An 18,164-nucleotide genomic window follows, 5' to 3' on the forward strand; every position below is an offset into this window, starting at 1 on the left:
GTTATGCCTGTTCTCCGTCCTGTTCCCCGGCCTGACCGTAGAAACGCTGCAGCGGGTCCTCGAAGCTGCGGTGACGGTCGGCCATGGGCTCCGCCGAGATCAGATAGTCGGCGCCGTACTTGAGTCCTTCCTTCTGCCGGGCGATCGGCAGGGCGCGGGCGCGCAGCTGCTCGATGTAGCCACGCATGGACTCGGCGGTGTCCGGATCGGTGAAATGATCCAGCTGGCGCAGCGCGAGGTCGAGCTGCCCGTTCACGAAGCGTTCGCGGTAGCGGATCGGGAAGTAACGCGTCTCCATCACCCGGAAGCCCGCCTGGCCCAGCTGGCGAAGCACCCAGGGCGAGGGATACTCACGGTACGGCATGCTGCCGCTGAGCAGCAGGCAGGCATCGCGGACGCGGCCGATCTCGCGCACCAGGCGTCCGGCCTCGGTGTCGGGTTCGCTGGGCACGTAGGGCTCCACGCCGATGATGTACAGCCGCTGGCCGACATGCGGGCGGATGCGGTGCAGGGCCTGCTCCTGCCAGTAGGGGGAGAAGCCCTCGATGGCACCGATGAAGTAGTCCAGCAGCACGGTGTCGAAGCGCTCGCCGTACAGCAGGTGTTCGGAGTGCCAGTTGCCCACCAGCACGCGGTCCTGTGGCCGGCGCCGGTCGCCCGCGGCCTCCTGCACGGTGCGCGCCATGTTCTGCGAAGCGGTGATGGCGGTCCAGCGTTCGGTGTCGAGCGCGGTGATCCACTCGATGGACTTGCGGCCGGTCCCGGCATCGAGAAAGCTGCCCCAAGGCAGCGATCCCTGCATCTGCTCGATGGCCTGAAAGATCGGCGAGCTCGTACCCGAGCCCTGCGGGTTTTCACTCATGGTTGCATTCCTTGGTTGCAGAGGGAGATCGGAGAATCAGTGTGTGCGCCGCAGGGCGGCGCCCGCCCGGGCCAGCAGAGCCAGAAGCAGCAGCACGACCACCAGCACCGGTGCAAAGGGTTGATCCAGTGGCAGGCTGAGGCTCCACGCGGCGAGGAAGCCCGCGATCGCCAGGCCCTGGGTCCACAGGAGCGCCCCGGTCAGGCCGCGGGCCAGAAAGGCCGCCCCCCAGGCCGGCAGCAGCAGGGTGGCCAGTGCCGCGGGCATGCCCAGCACCATGCTCCCGAGGACGATCACGGCGACCAGCCATGCGGTCTCCAGCCAGCGCGCGACCGTCGGGGGTGCCGGCGCGGCGGAAACGTCCGGGGCGAGCTGGGCATGCAGCCAGACCCGGCGCAGCCACGGCCACAGCACTGCGCTGGCCACCCCGGCGACGACCACCGCGACCAGCTCGCCCGGGCCGGCGAAATACAGCTGTCCCTCGGCCCAGGCGGCCGCCGCGATGCTTGCCTGCGAGAAATTGGCCGCCAGCAGCGTGACCGCGGCCAGCCCGCCCAGGAACAGCGCCAGCGGCAGGCGCTCGGTATCGCGTACCCGCTGCAGCAGCGCCATCACCCCGGCCCCCAGGGCCAGCGCGACCGGCAGCACCGGCCAGTGCAGGACCGAGGCCAGCACGCCACCGGCGGCGGCCCACTGGCCCAGCGCCAGCGCCTGCCAGACCGAGCCGCGCAGGAACAGGCCGCTGCCCGCCAGCGCCAGCACCAGCGTGATCAGGAATCCCGCCACGAAAGGCGTCAGCAGCAGGTCAGTCATGGGCGTCGAGGTAGTCCTGCAGGGGGTGGCGTTCGACGCCGAGGGCGCCCAGCAGTTCGTCGTCGTGGCTGGTCATGACCAGAGTGGCGCTCGCGGGCAGGGCGGTGATCAGTTCCACCGCGTCGGCGCGGACCTCGGCATCCAGGTGGTTGGCGGGTTCGTCCAGCAGCACCAGGTGGGGGCGGCTGGTGTCGCGGTCGGCGGCCTCAACGGGCGCCAGCACGGAGGCCAGGCGCAGGAGCTGCCACTGGCCGCCGCTGAGTTGATCCAGACGCCGGCGCAGCAGCGCCCGGATGCGAGGGTGTTCGGGCACGCGCGTACCCATGGCCCGGAACCAGTCGTGTCCGGAAAGGGGCCATGGGTACGGGCGCGGATGATCCTGGGCCAGCAGGCTGATGCGGGTGCCGGGAGCGGTGGTCAGCCGCCCCCCGTGCACCCGCGCCTGCCCCGTCAGGCACTTGAGCAGCAGCGACTTGCCGGACCCGTTGGGGCCGGTGAGCGCCCAGCGTGCCCCGCCCGGGACCGCAAGACTGAGCGGCCCGAGGACGGGGCGGTCAAAGCCCGGGCGCGCGGCCCGGGCCTCGATGACGGGGGAGTCGGACATCCGCGCAGCCTAGCGGGTGCGGAAGGTGGATGCCCAGGTTTCCATCAGCTCGAGGTAGCCGTCCAGGCCGGCGTCCTGGGGCGGATCCAGCGGTACGGCGTGGCTGTCCCAGCCGAGTTCGCGCTCGAGGAACTCGGCCCCGCGCGGCGGCTGGAACTCGGCGTACAGCACGTGACCGTCCATGTCTTCCAGCTCGCCGACCAGGCTCTGCAGGTGGCGACCGGTGGGCGGGATACCCGGTGCCGGTTCGAGGTAGCCGACGACCGTGGCGGGCAGCCATTCCTCGAGATAGTCGAGGTCTTCGTGATAGACCACGATGTTCTGGTCGGGTGCCAGCTCACTGGCGAGATGCTCGGCATGCTCGCGCAGCCGCTGCGCGGTCTCTTCCGCGCGTTCGCGATAGACGTCCGCATTGGCGGAGTCGAGCTCCGCGAGCCGCTCGCCCAGGGCCAGGCCGATTTCCGCCATGCGCAGGGGGTCGACATTGAAATGCGGATTGCCCTCTTCATGGACGTGGCCCATGTTGGGCCCGTCCTGGGTGATGGAGCGGCGCAGATCGACCTTGCCGGCGGCATAGAAATGGCCGGGCTGCCCCTCGTTGATGGCCGGGTTGGACGCGCCGCGGGTGGCGGCCGGCAGCCAGCCTTCTTCCAGCCCGGCGCCCAGCTCCAGCAGCAGGTCGGCGTTGCGCAGGGCGGCCATGAAGCTGGGCCGGGCATCCAGATAGTGGGCGTCTCGGTCGGGCGCCGCCAGGACACGCACGCGGGTTTCGTCGCCGCCGATTTCACGCGCAAGCGCTCCCAGACTGGAGGTCGTGGCGACCACGTTGAGCTCGTCCGCGGAGGCCTGCGCGGGCAGGAACAGTGCGGTGGCGAGTGCGGCGCCGGTCAGGGCGGAGAGCCCGATGGCCGGACGTTGCTGCGGGGTCTTGCGGTTTTTCATGGATACTCCTTGAAAAATGCAGGTTTTGCGCGAGGCCCGTGGCGGGGCCTCGCGCTCCGTGAGGGGTCGATCAGAAGCGGTGCGCGCCGTGCGCGCCCAGCGCCACGTTCACCTGGAACATGAATTCCAGGCCGCGATCGCGGTCGCCATGATCGTCGACGAAGTCGTTCTGCGTGAGCTGCGCGCGCAGGAACACCGGCTCCACCGGACGGAAGGTGACCTGGGCGGAATGGCGGTACGAGGTGTCCATCGATTCGATCGTGAAGTATTCGTCCCCGTGGTGATGGCTGCCCTCGACCGCGTCGTTGGTCAGACCGAGGGCTTCGGTCCGCAGACCGGCCTGCCAGCGGGGAGCGAAGCCGTAGATGCCCTCGACATAGAGACCGTCCTGCTTCTCGGTCAGGCTGTCCGTCCCTTCCCAGTGCATATGGGTGTGGTGGCCATGGCCGTGTTCGTGGCCGTCAAACTGGTCCAGGCTGCGGCGGACGTAGAAATATTCGCCCTTCACGTTCCAGTCGCCGTGGCCGTAGGCACGGCCGGAGTCGTACTTGTAGACCGCGTCCAGGCCGGCGAACCAGGCATCGCCTTCAAGGGCGTGGCCATGGTCACCATGGATTTCGGTCACCCCGGTCTGGGTGACATAGCCGCCGGAAACGCCGAACCGGGCGGCATGATCGGGGCCGAAATCGGGCCCGACCCTGGCGAAAGCGGTGGCGATGCGCGGCCCGCTCTTCTCCGAGACCGGGCCGTCATCGAACGCGGCGATGCCGCCGTCCTGATCCCCCTGCAGGAGCTCCACGCCCAGCTGGGTGTAGGTCTCGGTCGGCGCGACCCAGGTCCCCTGCACGCCGATTTCCTGCAGGCCGTGGTCGCCGAACAGGTATTCGTTCACCAGCGGGCGGTCGACGAAATCCCAGTCGTGGACGTGGCGGCTGTTGATGTAGCCGATCTCCGACAGGAACTTGCCTGCCTTCAGCTGGAGGCCTGCCGGCAGGGAGCGGGTGGTCAGATAGGCCTCCTCGACCTCGATGTCGCTGTCGTCGAAGCCGATCATCAGGGTGCCGTCCAGCAGGCCGCCCAGGTCGGCCTCGAACACCAGTTCGTTGTGGCCGAGATTGAAACCGTCGTCGAAGGAATGGTCGTGATCATGGCCGTGGCCATGGTCATGGCTATGCCCGTCGTCGAACCCGGCGGGTGTGTCGATCCCTTCGCTCATCTCGTTGTAGTAGATCCCTTCCAGGATCAGCGAGATGTCCATGCCCCAGTCCGATCCCGAGTCGTCCTGGGCCTGGGCGGCGGCCAGGGCCGGCGTGGCGCAGGCCAGAACGGTCAGGCCCGTGAGGGCGTTGCGATGGTGTCGCGCGTTCAGCATGTCTTTTCTCCCCTTGTGAACACTGATTGCCTCCGTCCATCGCTATTAAGACGTTATAGCGTAACGAACGAGCACAAGAACGATATAATGTAACAATAGAGCGGTACAAGGGGCCGTCACCCCGGTGGGGGCAATGCCGGGAGGGAGAACGGAAAAAAGGAGCCGCCCGTTACAGCGGGCGGCCAAGCGTAGCGGAGGTTGGAGAGACAGGGGAGCGAAGAGGCCCCGGTCCCGGCGACACGCCAGAGTCCGACAACAATCGCGCATCTAAGTGAGAATTATATGCATCCGCGTTTGGGTGTCAACGTGGCCGATTCCAATGGCGCGGTTCATCGACCCAGCGGGGCGGCGGGTTGCCGGGGCTCAGGGCGCCGGGGCGCCCAGCCCGGCCTCGCGGAAGGCCTCGGCCCAGCGTTCAAGCTTGGCCTCGAGGCCCAGTCGGGCATTGGCCGGGCTGGTGGAGGGCAGGCGCACCGCGCTGACGCCCAGCGCCCGGGTCTCGCCGATGCGGCGGGCGCTTTCCGCGCCGTTGTGGACGATCAGCCGCAGGCCGGGGGCCTCGCGTGTCAGCCGACCGAGATCGTTGGGCTGCGGGTTGCGGATGGCGCTGTCCAGACTGCCCTCGCGTGCGCAGGTGCCGTAGATGTCCCACAGCCCGACCCCGCAGTCGAGCAGCCGGGCGTAGCGCTCCGGCCAGGGCAGTTCCGGGAACGGCGGTCCGAGGATGCGCGCCATGATCGGCCAGAACTGGTTGCGCGGATGGGCGTAATAGGCGGCCGCCTCCAGCGAGGCGACCCCGGGGAAACTGCCCAGCACCACGGCCCGGGTATCCGCGCGCAGCACGGGCTCGAACGCCCGCAACTCCGGACTGGAAAGCGGCACGGTCATCCCCGGAGCACTTCGGGCCGAAAGGTCAGGTCGACTGACAGTCGCGGCACAGGCCGTGGAGTTCCACGGTGCGGGTCTCGATGGCGAAGCCGGTTTCGGCCGCGGCGGCCTCCAGGGCATGGCTGGCGGTATCCGGGGTGTGAAACTCGATGATCCGGCCGCAGCCGTCGCAGATCATCAGCGCGGATTCGTGGCGTTCCCCGGGGTGGCTGCAGGCGACGAAGCCGTTAAGGCTCTCGATGCGGTGGATCAGGCCCTGTTCCAGCAGGAAGGCGAGGGTACGGTAGACCGTCGGTGGCTTGATGCTGCGGTCCTCGGACGACAGCGCGTGGATCAGGTCGTAGGCCTTGATCACGCCGTCGGTGCGCAGGATCTGTTCGAGGATGCGGCGGCGCTGCTCGGTCAGGCGCGCGCCGCGCCGGGTGCAGACCCGCTCGGCCTCGTCCAGGGCCTGCTGGATCGCGGGGTCGTCGGTGGTGTGCTGGCGGGTGGCCGTGGTCATGCCGCCAAGCTTAATCCATATGCACGCGCGGGGGCGAACACGGTCCGGAGCGCTTACTGCAGCAGCGACAGCGGAGGGGCCTCGGCGTCGGCGTCTTCCCCGGGATCGCGATGATGATAGACCACGCTGTTGCGGCCCACGTGCTTGGCATCATAGAGCGCGTTGTCCAGCCGCTTGAGCAGGGTATCGGCATCGTCGTCCGGGTGGATGACGGTGACCCCGAGGCTGACGGTCACGTGCCCCGCCCCCTCGAACGCTGTGGCTGCCACTTCGCGGCGCAGCCGCTCCGCCATCCGCCGGGCGCCGTCGGGGCCGGTCTCCGGCAGCAGCACGACGAACTCCTCGCCACCCCAGCGGGCAAGGAAATCGGTCCGGCGCAGGGCGTCGGTTGCCCGGCGCGACAGTTCGACCAGTACGCGGTCGCCGGCGTCGTGGCCGCAGGTATCGTTGAGACGCTTGAAATGGTCGATGTCGAACAAGATCGCTCCCGCAGCGGTCCCGTAGCGTCGGGTGCGGGCGAGGGCGCGCTCCAGTTCGGCATCGAAACGCTGGCGGTTGAACAGGCCGGTCAGGCGGTCAGTCGTCGCCTCCCGTTCCAGTTCCGCCTCCAGGCGCTTCTGTTCCGAGATGTCGTGGAACACCGCAACGTAGTATTCGAGCTGGCCGGCCTCGTTGTGCACCGCGCTGATGGTCTCCCACTGCGGATACACCGTCCCGTCGCGCCGACGGTTCCAGATCTCGCCTTCCCATTGCCCGCGGGTCTGCAGCTCCGTCCACATGCGGTGGTAGAACTCCAGGTCCTGATGACCGGACTGCAGGATGCGCGGGTTTTCGCCCAGGACCTCCTCCTCGGCGTATCCGGTGATGCGGGTAAAGGCCGGGTTGGTGCGCAGGATCCGGCCGTCGGGGCCGGTGACCAGGATCGCCTGGGCGCTGTCGAAGGCGGCGGCCATCAGGCGCAGTTCGCGCTGGCTGCGGTAGCGCTCCATGGCATAGCGCAGGGCGCGCGACAGCAGGTCGGGCTGCAGCTCGTCCTTGGGCAGGAAATCCTGGGCCCCCAGACGGATCGCCCCGGTGCCGGTGCCGCGCTCCTGGTGGCCGGTCATGACCACCACCGGCACGCCGGCGCTCGCCTTCAGCAGCAGGCGCAGGGTGTCCAGGCCCTGGGAGTCGGGCAGTCCCAGGTCCAGCAGGGCAACGCTGAAGGGACGCTCCTTCAGCAGCTGCAGGGCCTGATCCAGGCGGCCGGCGCGTTCCACCGTGTACCCCGGGTCGGCGACTTCCTCCAGCAGGTCCTCGACCAGGTCGGCGTCGGCCGGGTTGTCCTCGACCAGCAGGAGCCGATGCCGGGTCATGGGCACATCCGGGACGGGTCCGACGGGGGCAGGCCCGCGCGCGAAGGCAGGCAGACGCTGTCGATCCAGAAATCGCCCAGACACCGGATCAGTTCGAGGAATTCGTCGAAATCCACCGGCTTGGTCAGGAAGGCATTGGCCCGATGGGTGTACGAATGCACGACGTCGTCCGGTGCCGAGGAGGTGGTCAGGACCACGATCGGCAGGGTCTGCAGCTGCGGATCGTTCTTGACCGCGGCCAGCACCTGACGGCCGTCCATGCGGGGCATGTTGAGATCCAGCAGCAGCAGGTCGGCCCGGGGTGCGTCGGCGTACGGACCTTCGCCGCGCAGATAGGCCATGGCCTCCACCCCGTCGCGTACCGGGCGCAGGTCGGCCGAGAATTGATGGTGCTCGAAGGCCTCCTGCAGGAGCTCGACGTCTTCCGGCGAGTCTTCGGCCAGGAGGATGGTGACGGGTTTCATCGGTTACGGTCCGGTGCTGGCAATTCTGAAGTTGACGGTAGTCTATCGATTGCCCTGTGGCCAATGCGATTGTCCCGTCGCTCCGCGCTGGAGTTCACTCGGGGGCAGCCGCAGCCACTGGTTGCCGCGGGAGGGTGAAGCAGAACGTCGTGCCGTGCCCCTCGCCTTCGGACTCGGCCCGGATCTGCCCGCCGTGGCGCTCGACGATTCGCCGGGCGAGCGCCAGCCCGGCGCCGGTGCCCTCGTACTCGCCGCGACCGTGCAGGCGCTGGAAGACCTGGAAGATGCGTCCGATCTGTTCCGGATCGATGCCGATGCCGTTGTCGCTCACCCGGATCTCCCGGTGATCGCCCCGGTCCGTGCAGCCCACGTGGATCTCCGGGGTGGTTTCGCGGTCGCGGTACTTGATGGCGTTGGACAGCAGGTTCTGGAACAGCCGCATCAGCTGGCCGGCATCCCCCTGCACCGTGGGCAGTGCCTCGCGGGTGATGCGGGCCCCGCTGTCGGCAATGGCGGCCTGCAGATTGTCGCAGGCATCGTCCAGCGCCCGGTCCAGCGCCACCGGCGCGAAGGCCTCGCCCATGCGCTGCACGCGGGAGTACTCCAGCAGGTCCTGGATCATCTGCCGCATGCGCGCGGCCGCGTCGGTGGCGGTGTCGATGTAGCGCCGCGCCTTGTCGTCCAGTGCCTCGGCATGGCGCCGCTCCAGCAGCCCGAGGTAGCTGTTGATGATGCGCAGCGGCTCCTGCAGGTCGTGCGAGACCGCGTAGGCGAACTGCTCCAGCTCGGCATTGGAGCGTTCCAGCTCCATCTCGATGCGCTTGCGTTCGGTGATGTCGCGGATGATCGTCGAGGTCTGGGCGATCGCACCATCCGCGTCGCGATGGATCAGCACCACCTGCGACGCCGGTCGTTCGCGGCCCTCGGCGTCCAGCAGCGCGGTCTCGCCCTGCCACAGACCATGTTCCATCGCGGCCGGGAGGGCCTCCGTGCGGACGCGTTCCAGCGCCCAGAGTGGATGCACGCGCTCGATGGTGCCTTCCACGGTGTCCATCTCGCCCGGCAGCCCGGCGCGGTTCCAGCCGGTCTCGGGGTCCCAGTGGTCGGCGAGCTCGGGCTCCGGCAGGCCCATCAGCCGGCGACCGGCGGCGTTGAGATAGAGCATCGCCCCGTCCGGGCCGTGCATCGACACCACGTCCGGGGTGCTGTCGAGGATCGAGACCAGACGCCGCAGGCTGTCCTCCAGCTGACGCTGTTCGGTGATGTCCTGCACCGTCCCCAGCATGCGGATTGCCCGGCCGTTGTCGTCGAACTCGGTGTGGCCGCGCTCGCGCACGGTACGGACCTCGCCGTCCGGCTGCACCACGCGGTGCACGATGTCGTAGGGCTCGCCGGCGAACGAGGCCTCCAGCGCCGCCTGCACCGCCGTACGGTCATGCGGGTGGACCGCTTCCATGAAGGTTTCGTGGGTGATCGGGCCTTCTTCCGGTTGGCGGCCGAAGATGCGGTAGATCTCGTCCGACCAGCGGATCTCGTTCACGCGGAAATCCGAGACCCAGCTGCCCATGCGCGCGATCCGCTGCGCCTGGTTGAGCTCCGCCTCGCGCTGACGCAGCGCCTGCTCGGCCGCGACCCGGGTGGTGATGTCCACCAGCACCCCGTTCCAGACCGTGCTGCCGTCGTCCTGGCGTTCCGGGGTGGCCCGGCCGTCCAGCCATACCTCGCCCCGTTGCGGGTGTCGCACACGGAAGTGCTGCTGCCAGGGTTCGAGGGTCTCCCGCGAACGGGCCGCGCTGGCGCGGAGCGCCTCCAGGTCCTCCGCGGGAATGCGCGAGAACAGACGTGCGGCATCCCCGGTAGCCTCCGAGGGCAGGAGGCCGGTGAGCTGCTCCAGGCCTTCGCCAAAATACGGGAATCCGGGGGTGCCGTCGGCATCCTCGCGGTATTGATACAGGGCGCCCGGCAGGTGACGGGCGATGGTGCGCAGGCGGGTTTCGCTCTCCACGCGGTCGCTGACGTCCTGGAATGCGCCCACCAGTTCCTTGACCCGACCCTGCCCGTCGCGCAGCGCGACCAGCTGGTCCTCGATGTGCATCCAGTGGCCATCACCGTGGCGCTGGCGGTACTGGAGGCGACAGGTGCGACGCGCTCCCGCGGCCAGCCAGGCCCCCACGGCTTCAATGTTGGCGGCATGGTCATCGGGATGGATGTGGTGCTCCAGCCAGCGCGGGTTGCGGGTCACCTCCTCCGGCCGCCAGCCGATCACGGCCTCGGCGTTGTTACTGAGGTAGGTCATGGTGGCGAACCCGGCGGGATCCATGGTGTAGATCACCGCCGGACTGGTCTGCAGCAGGGTCTCCATGCGCTGGCGCGCGGCCTTGCGCTCGCTGATGTCCTGGAAGGACACCACCGCTCCGGTCGGTTCACCTTCTGAACCGTGCAGGGGGGCGGCGTAGACCAGCACCGGGAAGGCATGCCCGTCGGGGCGCCAGAAGACGTCCTCCCAGGCCTCCAGCGGCTTGCCGGTCTGCAGCACGCGGTAGATCGGGCAGTCTTCCAGCGGGTAGGGGCTGCCGTCGGCGTGGCTGTGATGGGAGGTCTCGTGGGATGCCAGACCCAGGGCATCGGCCTCCCGTTCGTATCCCAGCAGGCGGCAGGCCGCCGGGTTGAGGAAGGTGTAACGGCCTTCACGGTCCAGGCCGAACACCCCTTCGGCGAGGCTTTCCAGCAGCTGGTTGCGGAAGGCCTCGGCGGCGCGGATCGCGGAGATGTCGTGGAGGATGGTGGAGTAGCGATGCACCGCCCCCGTGTCGTCGCGATGCGCCACGATGGTCTGGGACACCGGGAGCGATTTGCCGTCCGCCGTGCGCAGTTCCGTCTCGCCCCGCCACACACCATCGCGTGCCGCGGTCGGCAGGGCCTCTTCCTTTACTCGCCGGCGTACGGGCTCGGGATGGAAATCGTCGATGGCGCGTTCGCCCGGCGTCGCCCGTCCGGTCAGGCCCAGGGCGCGGTCGAATGCAGGATTCTGGTACAGGATGCGGCCATCGGGGTCGGCCATGCCGATGAAATCGGGCGCGGCTTCCAGGATCTGCAGCAGCTCCCGTTGTTCGCGTTCGGCCCGATGGTGTTCGGTGACATCGTGGATGATGGAGTGCAGATAGCGCTTGCCGCGCAGCCACACCGGGCCGGAATAGACCTCCACGTCGCGGATCTCACCGCTCGCGACGCGGTGGCGAAAGCGGAAGTACAGCCGCTCCTCCTCAGCGGCCCGTTCCATCTCGGTCCGCACCTCCTCCGCGGAGAGGGTGTTGATCGCCTGGATGGGGCGGTTTTTCAGCTCTTCGATCGACCAGCCGTAGAAGGTTTCCGCGGCGGGATTGGCGTCGACGATGCGGCCGTCGTCCGGGTCGATCAGCAGCTTGACCGCGACATTGTTGGTGAACGTCTGCTGGTAGAAATGTTCGAGTTCGTCGCGCTCGGCCTCGCTGGCCTTGCGTGCGTCGATGTCGGTGGCGGTCAGGGCCAGGCGCGCGGCGCCATCATCGGCGTCGGGCAGGCGGCTCAGCGCCAGTTCCACCCACAGCGGCGGGCCCTGCCGGGGGAGCAGGCGGCATTCGTCGCGCCACTCGCCGGTGTCGTCGTGAATGAGCGAATGGATCGCGGCTGCCACCCGGTCGGCCTCGGCGGAGGCCAACCACACCGTCAGCGTCTGCCCGACGAGGACGTCCGCTTCCCGGTCCAGCAGCCCGGACAGGCGCCGGTTGGCGGCGCGCAGACACCCGTCGGCGTCCACCACGGCCATGCCGACCGGGGCGTGTTCGAAGAAGGCGGAATGCGTGTTCTCGGGATCCATGGCGTGTTGCCCGCCGAAGATCGGGCGGCGGTCGGGAGACAGGGCCGCCAATTCTGCCACGCAGCGTCTGCCCGCACGAGGCGGGGGCAGCGTCAGTCGGCGTGGCGTTCGTGCGGTACGGCGCCGAAGCCGGCGGGGCGGCAGCCGAAACGGGCGGCGGCCCAGGCCGCACGTGCCGCCTGGGGTTCTTCGGCGGTCTTGCGAATGTGCTCGTCGACCGCGCGCAGGCGGGGGCGAAGGCCTTCGCCATTGGCGATCTGGATCGCCAGCCCCGGCCGCGCGTTGAGCTCCAGAATCAGCGGGCCGTGGCGGCGGTCGATGACCACGTCGACGCCCAGATAGCCCAGGCCGCTGAGTTCGTAGCAGCCCGCGGCGAGTTCCATGAGTTTGTCCCATCCCGGGATCGCCAGGTCCACCAGGCTGGCCTCGGTGTCCGGGTGGGCCCATACGGGCTGGTTGTGCTGCACGCCACCCAGGGTATGTCCGCTTGCGAGGTCGATGCCGGTGCCCACCGCCCCCTGGTGGAGGTTGGCCTTGCCGTCCGATTCCTGCGTCGGCAGGCGCAGCATGGCCATGACAGGATAGCCGCGATAGACCACCGTGCGGATATCCGGAACACCGGTATGGGTCACCTCGGCGAAGATCTCGGAGAACTCCACGCGTTCCTCGATCAGTGCCACGTCCGGACGCCCGCCGAGGCTGTACATCCCGGACAGGATCCCGGACACATGGTCCTGCAGCTCGCTGATCTCGAGCATGCGCCCGCCGGCCCGGCGGAGCCGCTCACCGCGCCAGCCGGAGATCACCATGATCCCGTCGCCGGCCGCGCCATGGGCCGGTTTGATGACAAAGCCGTTCGCATATTCGCGCAGTTGCCGTTCCAGGCCGCGCAGCTGGTGGTGACTGTGAATGACACCGATGAGCTCCGGCACGGCCAGGCCGGCGGCGCTGGCCAGCTGTTTGGTCATCCGCTTGTCGTCCACGCGCGGATAGTGGCGCCGTGCGTTGTATTCGGCGATGTACAGGCCGTTGCGTGCATTCATGCCGAGGATGCCCTGCCGGCGCAGGGTCGACGGGCGCACGAAACGGGGCCACCAGCCGCCCATCAGTCGGGTTTCCTCAGGGCGTCCTGCATCTTCCCGAAGCGGAACAGCTCGGTCACGCGGTAGCCGGTGTAACGTCCGAGCAGCAGGGTCACGGCGAGGATGACCAGCAGCAGCTCGGGGAACACGAACAGCAGGTGCTCGAGCTGGCGACTGGCCATCAGTCCATAGGCCGCGGCCGCCACGATCAGGCTGCCGACCCCCTGGGAGATCGCGTCCGCCGGGCCGTGTTCCTCCCACACCACCGACATGCGCTCAATGGTCATGGCCAGGATCACCATCGGGAACAGCGACAGGGCCAGCGCGCGTTCCAGTCCCAGATGGTGGGCCAGGATCGAGAGCGCCAGCATCAGCATGATCACCACGCTGACCACCGCGGCCAGGCGGGGTACCAGCAGGAGCCGCAGGTGTTCCAGGTAGAAACGTACCGCCAGCCCGAGCGAGACGATCAGGGTGAACAGGATGACCCCGGCCAGCAGCTGGGTCTCGCGAAAGGACAGGGCGATCAGCACCGGCATGAACGTGCCGAAGGTCTGGATGCCGATCACGTTGCGCAGCAGCACGATGATCATGGCCCCCAGCGGGACCATCAGCAGCACGCGATAGGTGTTCTGCGTGCCCAGCGGCAGTTCCAGCGGCGAGAAATCGAGGATTCGGGTGTCCAGGGTCTCCCCCAGACGCTGAGCGGTGCCCAGCGCGTCCTGCACGCTGCGGCTCACCGCGAAGCGCAGTTCTTCTCCGGTGCCGTTACGGACCTCGAGGATCGGCGCATCGCCATGGCTCCAGACCACCACGACGTCGGGGTAGTCGATGTTGCCGTTCAGCGGATGCACCGGAACCCAGCGCTCGGTGTTGTGCACCTCCAGCCAGGTCTCCGGCTCGATATTGCGATGCCCGTCGCGCAGCGGGATGACCGTGACCGCGCGGGCGGGGATGCGGGCGACGGAGAGCAGGTCGATCAGGGTCTGCGTGCGCAGTTCGCGGTCGCCGTCATCCATCACGAACAGCGACGCGTTGCCGTCCGCTCCCGCGCCTCCCAGGTCCCGGACCAGCACCGTGGCAAAGCTCTGGATGCCGGAGGAGCGTTCGCGCACGCTCTGGATCAGGGCTTCGGCGGCCGAATCGAAGGGTTCGTCCCATTCGCGGGGCGCCACCGGTCCGGGGTACTCCGCATGCGGGCCGGCGCTGGCGTCGCGATAGAGCGTGGTGCGGTAATAGAGCGTCTGCTCTCCGCGCGGGTCGCGCGAGGTCCACTGCGCGACGCGGTCATCCGTGCCGTGCGAGGTGGTCAGGCCGTAGCCCCTGGATATGAAGTTCTCGTCCAGCCGGGCGAAGTTCGGGAGCCGTTCGGGGATGCGCAGCCGGACCTCGGTCGCCCCGCCGGTTGGCTGGAAGCGGATGCGCGATTCCACCACCCAGGTGTCGGCCGTCGCACCCGGCTGCAGGGGCATGTCGAGCAGGGTGGCCTTGTAGAGAAAGATGCCGAACCCCGCCCCCAGCAGGAGCAGGATCAGCAGGGGCAGATGGAACCGTTTCATTCGACGGCGTCAGTGCTGTCTTCGTCCGTCGGGCAGTCCGGTGGCAGCAGGTGTTCGTTGCCGGAGTCCACCAGGATGTGCCCGGCCATGTGGCTGCGGCCCACCAGCAGCTGGTAGGTGAGTTCCGTGCGGTCCACCAGGGTGGTGTCCGCTTCGATCTTCCGGTCGCCGAGGCACAGTTCGAGGCGCACGACGTGCCGTTCATCGAGTTCGCCGCTATGCTGACGGATGCGGGCACTGCGCTCGATCGGGCGTTCCAGGGTGATGCGTGCGTCCGCGTCCTCCGGATCGACGATCTCGAAACGGATCCACTTCTCGTCATCGCGCTCGAAGGTTTCCTGCTGCAGCGCGTTGAGGGACGAAGACGTGGCGCCGGTATCCAGGCGCGCTTCCAGGGTGATGTCCTCCTGGAGGATGCCGGCGTTCTCGACCGTGCCGAGGATGGTCAGGGAAGAGGGCGTTCCGGCGGTCGCGGGGAGCCACGCCACGGGCGCAAGCAGGGCCACAAAAACCGTGGCCGTTTTGAGTACACTGATGGGCAGATGCATACCGTCCGCAAGGGTGCAGGGAAGAGTCCTCGAGGATACGGCATGTCCGCCTGCGCCGCCCCGACCCGATTCACACTATCAAGGAGCCGGCCATGAGCTGGGTGATCGATCTCGCTGACCTGACCATGAACGACGTTGCCGAGACCGGTGGCAAGAACGCCTCGCTGGGCGAGCTGCTGGGGCAGCTGGGGGCCGCCGGGGTGCGGGTGCCGGGCGGTTTTGCCACTACCGCGTCGGCGTTTCGCACATTCCTGGCGCGTGACGGACTGGATGCCCGTATCAAGGACCGGCTGGCCGGGCTGGACATCAACGACATCGAGGCCCTGCGCGCCGCCGGGCGCGAGGTGCGCGGCTGGATCGAGGCCGCTCCGCTGCCGCAGGAGCTGGAAGACGCGATCCGCGAGCATTACGCGAAGCTGGGCGAGGACGTGCCGGTGGCGGTGCGCTCGTCGGCCACCGCCGAGGACCTGCCCGAGGCCTCGTTCGCCGGGCAGCAGGAGACCTTCCTCAACGTGCGCGGCATCGAGGCCCTGCTGCAGCGGGTACGCGAGTGCTTCGCCAGCCTGTACAACGACCGTGCCATCGCCTATCGCGTGCACAACGGCTTCGCCCACGACGAGGTGGCGCTGTCCGCCGGCGTGCAGCGCATGGTGCGGTCGGACATCGGCGCCTCCGGGGTCATCTTTACCCTCGACACCGAAACCGGCTTCCGTGACGCGGTGTTCATCACCGGCGCCTGGGGTCTGGGCGAGACCGTGGTGCAGGGCTCGGTGAACCCCGACGAATATCAGGTGTACAAGCCGGCGTTGGCCGCCGGCAAGCGCGCGGTGATCGGGCGCACGCTGGGCACCAAGGCGATCCGCATGGTGCTCACCGAGGACGGCACGCAGACCGAGGATACCCCGGAAGAACTGCGCCGGCGTTTCTGCCTGTCGGACGCCGACGCGGAGCAGCTGGGCCGTTTTGCGGTGGCGATCGAGCAGCACTACGGCCGGCCGATGGACATCGAGTGGGCGCAGGACGGCGAGACCGGCGAGCTCTTCATCGTGCAGGCGCGCCCGGAGACGGTGGAGAGCCGGGTGGAGGTCGGCGGTGGCGAGACCTACCGGCTGGGCGAGCACGACGTCGAGCCGCGGGTGACCGGGCGTGCGATCGGCTCACGCATCGGCAGCGGCGTGGTGCGGGTGCTGGAGTCGCCCGACGAGATGCACCGCATGGAAGAGGGCGACATCCTGGTGGCGGACATGACCGATCCCGACTGGGAGCCGATCATGAAGCGTGCCGCGGCCATCGTGACCAACCGCGGCGGGCGCACCTGCCACGCGGCGATCATCGCGCGCGAGATGGGCGTGCCGGCGGTGGTCGGCTGCGGCGATGCCACCGAGAAGCTGAGCGACGGCTTCGAGGCCACGGTGTCCTGCGCGGAGGGCGACGACGGTTACGTGTATCCGGGCCACATCCCCTTCGAGGTGGAGCAGGCCAGCCCGGAGGAGCTGCCGGAGCTGCCGCTCAAGCTGATGCTCAACGTCGCCAACCCCGGGCGCGCCTATGCCTTCTCGCAGCTGCCGCACGCGGGCATCGGTCTGGCGCGGCTGGAGTTCATCATCAACGGCACCATCGGCGTGCATCCGCTCGCGCTGCTGGACTATGCCGAGGATCCGCAGCGCCTCGAGCCGGCGGTGCGCGAACGGATCGCCGAGCGCCTGCACGGCTTCGATGACGGCCCGCGCGAGTTCTTCGTGCGCAAGCTGTCGGAAGGCCTGGCGACCCTGGCGGCGGCCTTTGCGCCGGAGCCGGTGATCGTGCGGCTGTCGGACTTCAAGTCGAACGAATACGCGCACCTGATCGGCGGGGCCGGCTACGAGCCGGAGGAGGAGAACCCGATGCTGGGGTTCCGCGGGGCCTCGCGTTACCGCGCCGCGATGTTCCGCCCGGCGTTCGCGATGGAATGCGAGGCGCTGCGCCGGGTACGCGACGAGATGGGCCTGGACAACGTGCAGATCATGGTGCCCTTCGTGCGCACCCTGAAAGAGGCCGACGACGTCCTGCAGGTGCTGGAGGAGGAAGGCCTGAAGCGCGGCGAGAACGGCCTGAAGGTCGTGATGATGTGCGAGATCCCGTCCAACGCCCTGCTGGCCGATGCCTTCCTCGAGCGCTTCGACGGGTTTTCCATCGGCTCCAACGACCTGACCCAGCTGACGCTGGGCGTGGACCGGGATTCCGGGCTGGTGGCGGACTCCTTCGACGAGCGCGACGACGCCGTGAAGCAGTTGCTGGCGCTGGCCATCCAGGCGGCGCGGCGCAAGGACAAGTACGTGGGGATCTGCGGCCAGGCGCCGTCGGACTACCCCGAGCTGGCCGGCTGGCTGATGGAACAGGGTATCGACTCGCTGTCGCTCAACCCGGATGCGCTGATCTCCACCTGGAAGAGCCTGGCGCAGCTGCGTCAGGCGGGCGGCGGGGGCTGAACGATGGGCGCCGGCGATCCGGCTGCTTCGGGCGAACCGCGCTGCCCGCAGGTCTATCTGGTCTCCGACGGGACCGGCATTACCGCGGAGACCCTGGCGCGGTCGCTGTTCACCCAGTTTCCGGCGCTTACGCCGGACTGGCATCGCCTGCCCTTCGTGCAGTCACCCGGGCGTCTGTCGTCGGCGTTCGCGCGCATCGAGCAGGGGCCGCAACCGGCGCTGGTGGTGGCGACGCTGGCCGATGGGCAGCTGCGGGCGCAGCTGGAGCACTGCCCGGTGCCGGTGATCGACGTGCTCGGGGAACACCTGGGACGCCTGGAGGCGATCCTGGGGGCGCAGGCCGAGGCGGTTCCGGGGCGGGCCCACGGGCGCGGCGACGCCGAGCGTTACGACCGCCGCATCGATGCCCTCAACTATACCCTGGCGCACGACGACGGCCTGGCCAGTACCGATCTGGCGGTGGCCGACGTGGTGCTGCTGGGGGCCTCGCGTTCGGGCAAGACCCCCACCAGCCTGTATCTGGCGATGCACTACGGCCTGTTCGCGGCCAATTATCCGCTGGTGCCGGAAGACCTGGATCATGGCGGGACGCCGCACATGCCGCAGCCCCTGCGCGGGCTGGAGGGACGCATGGTCGGCCTGACCATTCACCCGCAGCGGCTGGCTCAGATCCGCGAGGCGCGGCGCCCGGGCAGCCGCTACGCCAGCCTGGAGCAGTGCCGGTCCGAGACCCGGGCGATCGCGACCTTTCTGGAGGTCTGGGAAATCCCGCAGCTGGACGTGACCGAACGCTCGATCGAGGAGATCGCCACCCGGGTGCGCGACCTGCTGGACCCGCCGGCGCGCTGA

15 protein-coding genes are annotated in these 18,164 nt (G+C 68.7%); 2 read left to right on the plus strand and 13 right to left on the minus strand.

From position 1 onward, the window contains the following. Nucleotide 1 precedes the first annotated feature (1 nt). From F620_RS0103235 to F620_RS0103295, 13 genes are all read right to left on the minus strand, one after another. Nucleotides 2-862, minus strand: a complete 861-nt coding sequence (locus F620_RS0103235; protein WP_019569434.1) for a class I SAM-dependent methyltransferase — start codon at nucleotides 860-862, stop codon at nucleotides 2-4. Nucleotides 863-898: 36 nt separating this feature from the next. Next, nucleotides 899-1,675 carry a hypothetical protein gene (locus tag F620_RS0103240; protein ID WP_019569435.1) on the minus strand — a complete coding sequence of 259 codons (777 nt, stop codon included), beginning with the start codon at nucleotides 1,673-1,675 and terminating at the stop codon, nucleotides 899-901. Continuing rightward, a complete protein-coding gene (locus tag F620_RS0103245) occupies nucleotides 1,668-2,279 on the minus strand; it encodes an ABC transporter ATP-binding protein (protein ID WP_019569436.1) in 612 nt (203 codons plus the stop codon). The genes F620_RS0103240 and F620_RS0103245 overlap by 8 nt, the downstream gene beginning before the upstream one ends. Nucleotides 2,280-2,288: 9 nt before the next feature. Beyond that, complete coding sequence (locus F620_RS0103250) at nucleotides 2,289-3,221, minus strand: metal ABC transporter substrate-binding protein (RefSeq protein WP_019569437.1); 933 nt, start codon at nucleotides 3,219-3,221, stop codon at nucleotides 2,289-2,291. Between the two features lie 70 nt (nucleotides 3,222-3,291). After that, entirely contained in the window at nucleotides 3,292-4,593 is a 1,302-nt protein-coding gene (locus F620_RS0103255; protein ID WP_019569438.1) for a hypothetical protein, read from the minus strand. 363 nt (nucleotides 4,594-4,956) lie between these two features. Continuing rightward, nucleotides 4,957-5,481 (minus strand): DNA-deoxyinosine glycosylase, encoded by a 525-nt coding sequence (locus tag F620_RS0103260; protein ID WP_019022654.1) that lies wholly within the window; start codon nucleotides 5,479-5,481, stop codon nucleotides 4,957-4,959. 25 nt (nucleotides 5,482-5,506) lie between these two features. Continuing rightward, a complete protein-coding gene (locus F620_RS0103265; RefSeq protein ID WP_019569439.1) occupies nucleotides 5,507-5,983 on the minus strand; it encodes a Fur family transcriptional regulator in 477 nt (158 codons plus the stop codon). A gap of 53 nt (nucleotides 5,984-6,036) precedes the next feature. Then, entirely contained in the window at nucleotides 6,037-7,338 is a 1,302-nt protein-coding gene (locus tag F620_RS0103270; RefSeq protein ID WP_019569440.1) for a diguanylate cyclase, read from the minus strand. Next, nucleotides 7,335-7,802, minus strand: coding sequence for a response regulator (locus F620_RS0103275; protein WP_019569441.1), 468 nt, complete (start codon nucleotides 7,800-7,802; stop codon nucleotides 7,335-7,337). The genes F620_RS0103270 and F620_RS0103275 overlap by 4 nt, the downstream gene beginning before the upstream one ends. A 94-nt stretch (nucleotides 7,803-7,896) precedes the next feature. Next, on the minus strand, nucleotides 7,897-11,658 hold the full coding sequence (locus F620_RS0103280) for a PAS domain S-box protein (protein ID WP_019569442.1): 3,762 nt from the start codon (nucleotides 11,656-11,658) through the stop codon (nucleotides 7,897-7,899). 92 nt (nucleotides 11,659-11,750) lie between these two features. Beyond that, complete coding sequence (locus tag F620_RS0103285) at nucleotides 11,751-12,764, minus strand: alpha-L-glutamate ligase-like protein (RefSeq protein ID WP_019569443.1); 1,014 nt, start codon at nucleotides 12,762-12,764, stop codon at nucleotides 11,751-11,753. Then, the gene (locus F620_RS0103290) at nucleotides 12,764-14,299 is read right to left on the minus strand and encodes an inactive transglutaminase family protein (RefSeq protein ID WP_019569444.1); all 1,536 of its coding nucleotides are present in this window, start codon (nucleotides 14,297-14,299) and stop codon (nucleotides 12,764-12,766) included. Before F620_RS0103290 ends, F620_RS0103285 begins: the two co-directional genes overlap by 1 nt. Next, entirely contained in the window at nucleotides 14,296-14,847 is a 552-nt protein-coding gene (locus tag F620_RS0103295) for a RimK/LysX family protein (RefSeq protein WP_019569445.1), read from the minus strand. Before F620_RS0103295 ends, F620_RS0103290 begins: the two co-directional genes overlap by 4 nt. Before the next feature lie 92 nt (nucleotides 14,848-14,939). On the opposite strand from F620_RS0103295, the gene ppsA reads away from it, so the two are divergent. Next, entirely contained in the window at nucleotides 14,940-17,315 is a 2,376-nt protein-coding gene (gene ppsA / locus F620_RS0103300; RefSeq protein WP_019569446.1) for a phosphoenolpyruvate synthase, read from the plus strand. Nucleotides 17,316-17,318: 3 nt separating this feature from the next. Further along, a complete protein-coding gene (locus F620_RS0103305; protein WP_019022662.1) occupies nucleotides 17,319-18,164 on the plus strand; it encodes a pyruvate, water dikinase regulatory protein in 846 nt (281 codons plus the stop codon).

It is taken from the genome of Thioalkalivibrio sp. ALE11 (assembly GCF_000381205.1).
In the GTDB taxonomy this organism is placed as follows: domain Bacteria; phylum Pseudomonadota; class Gammaproteobacteria; order Ectothiorhodospirales; family Ectothiorhodospiraceae; genus Thioalkalivibrio.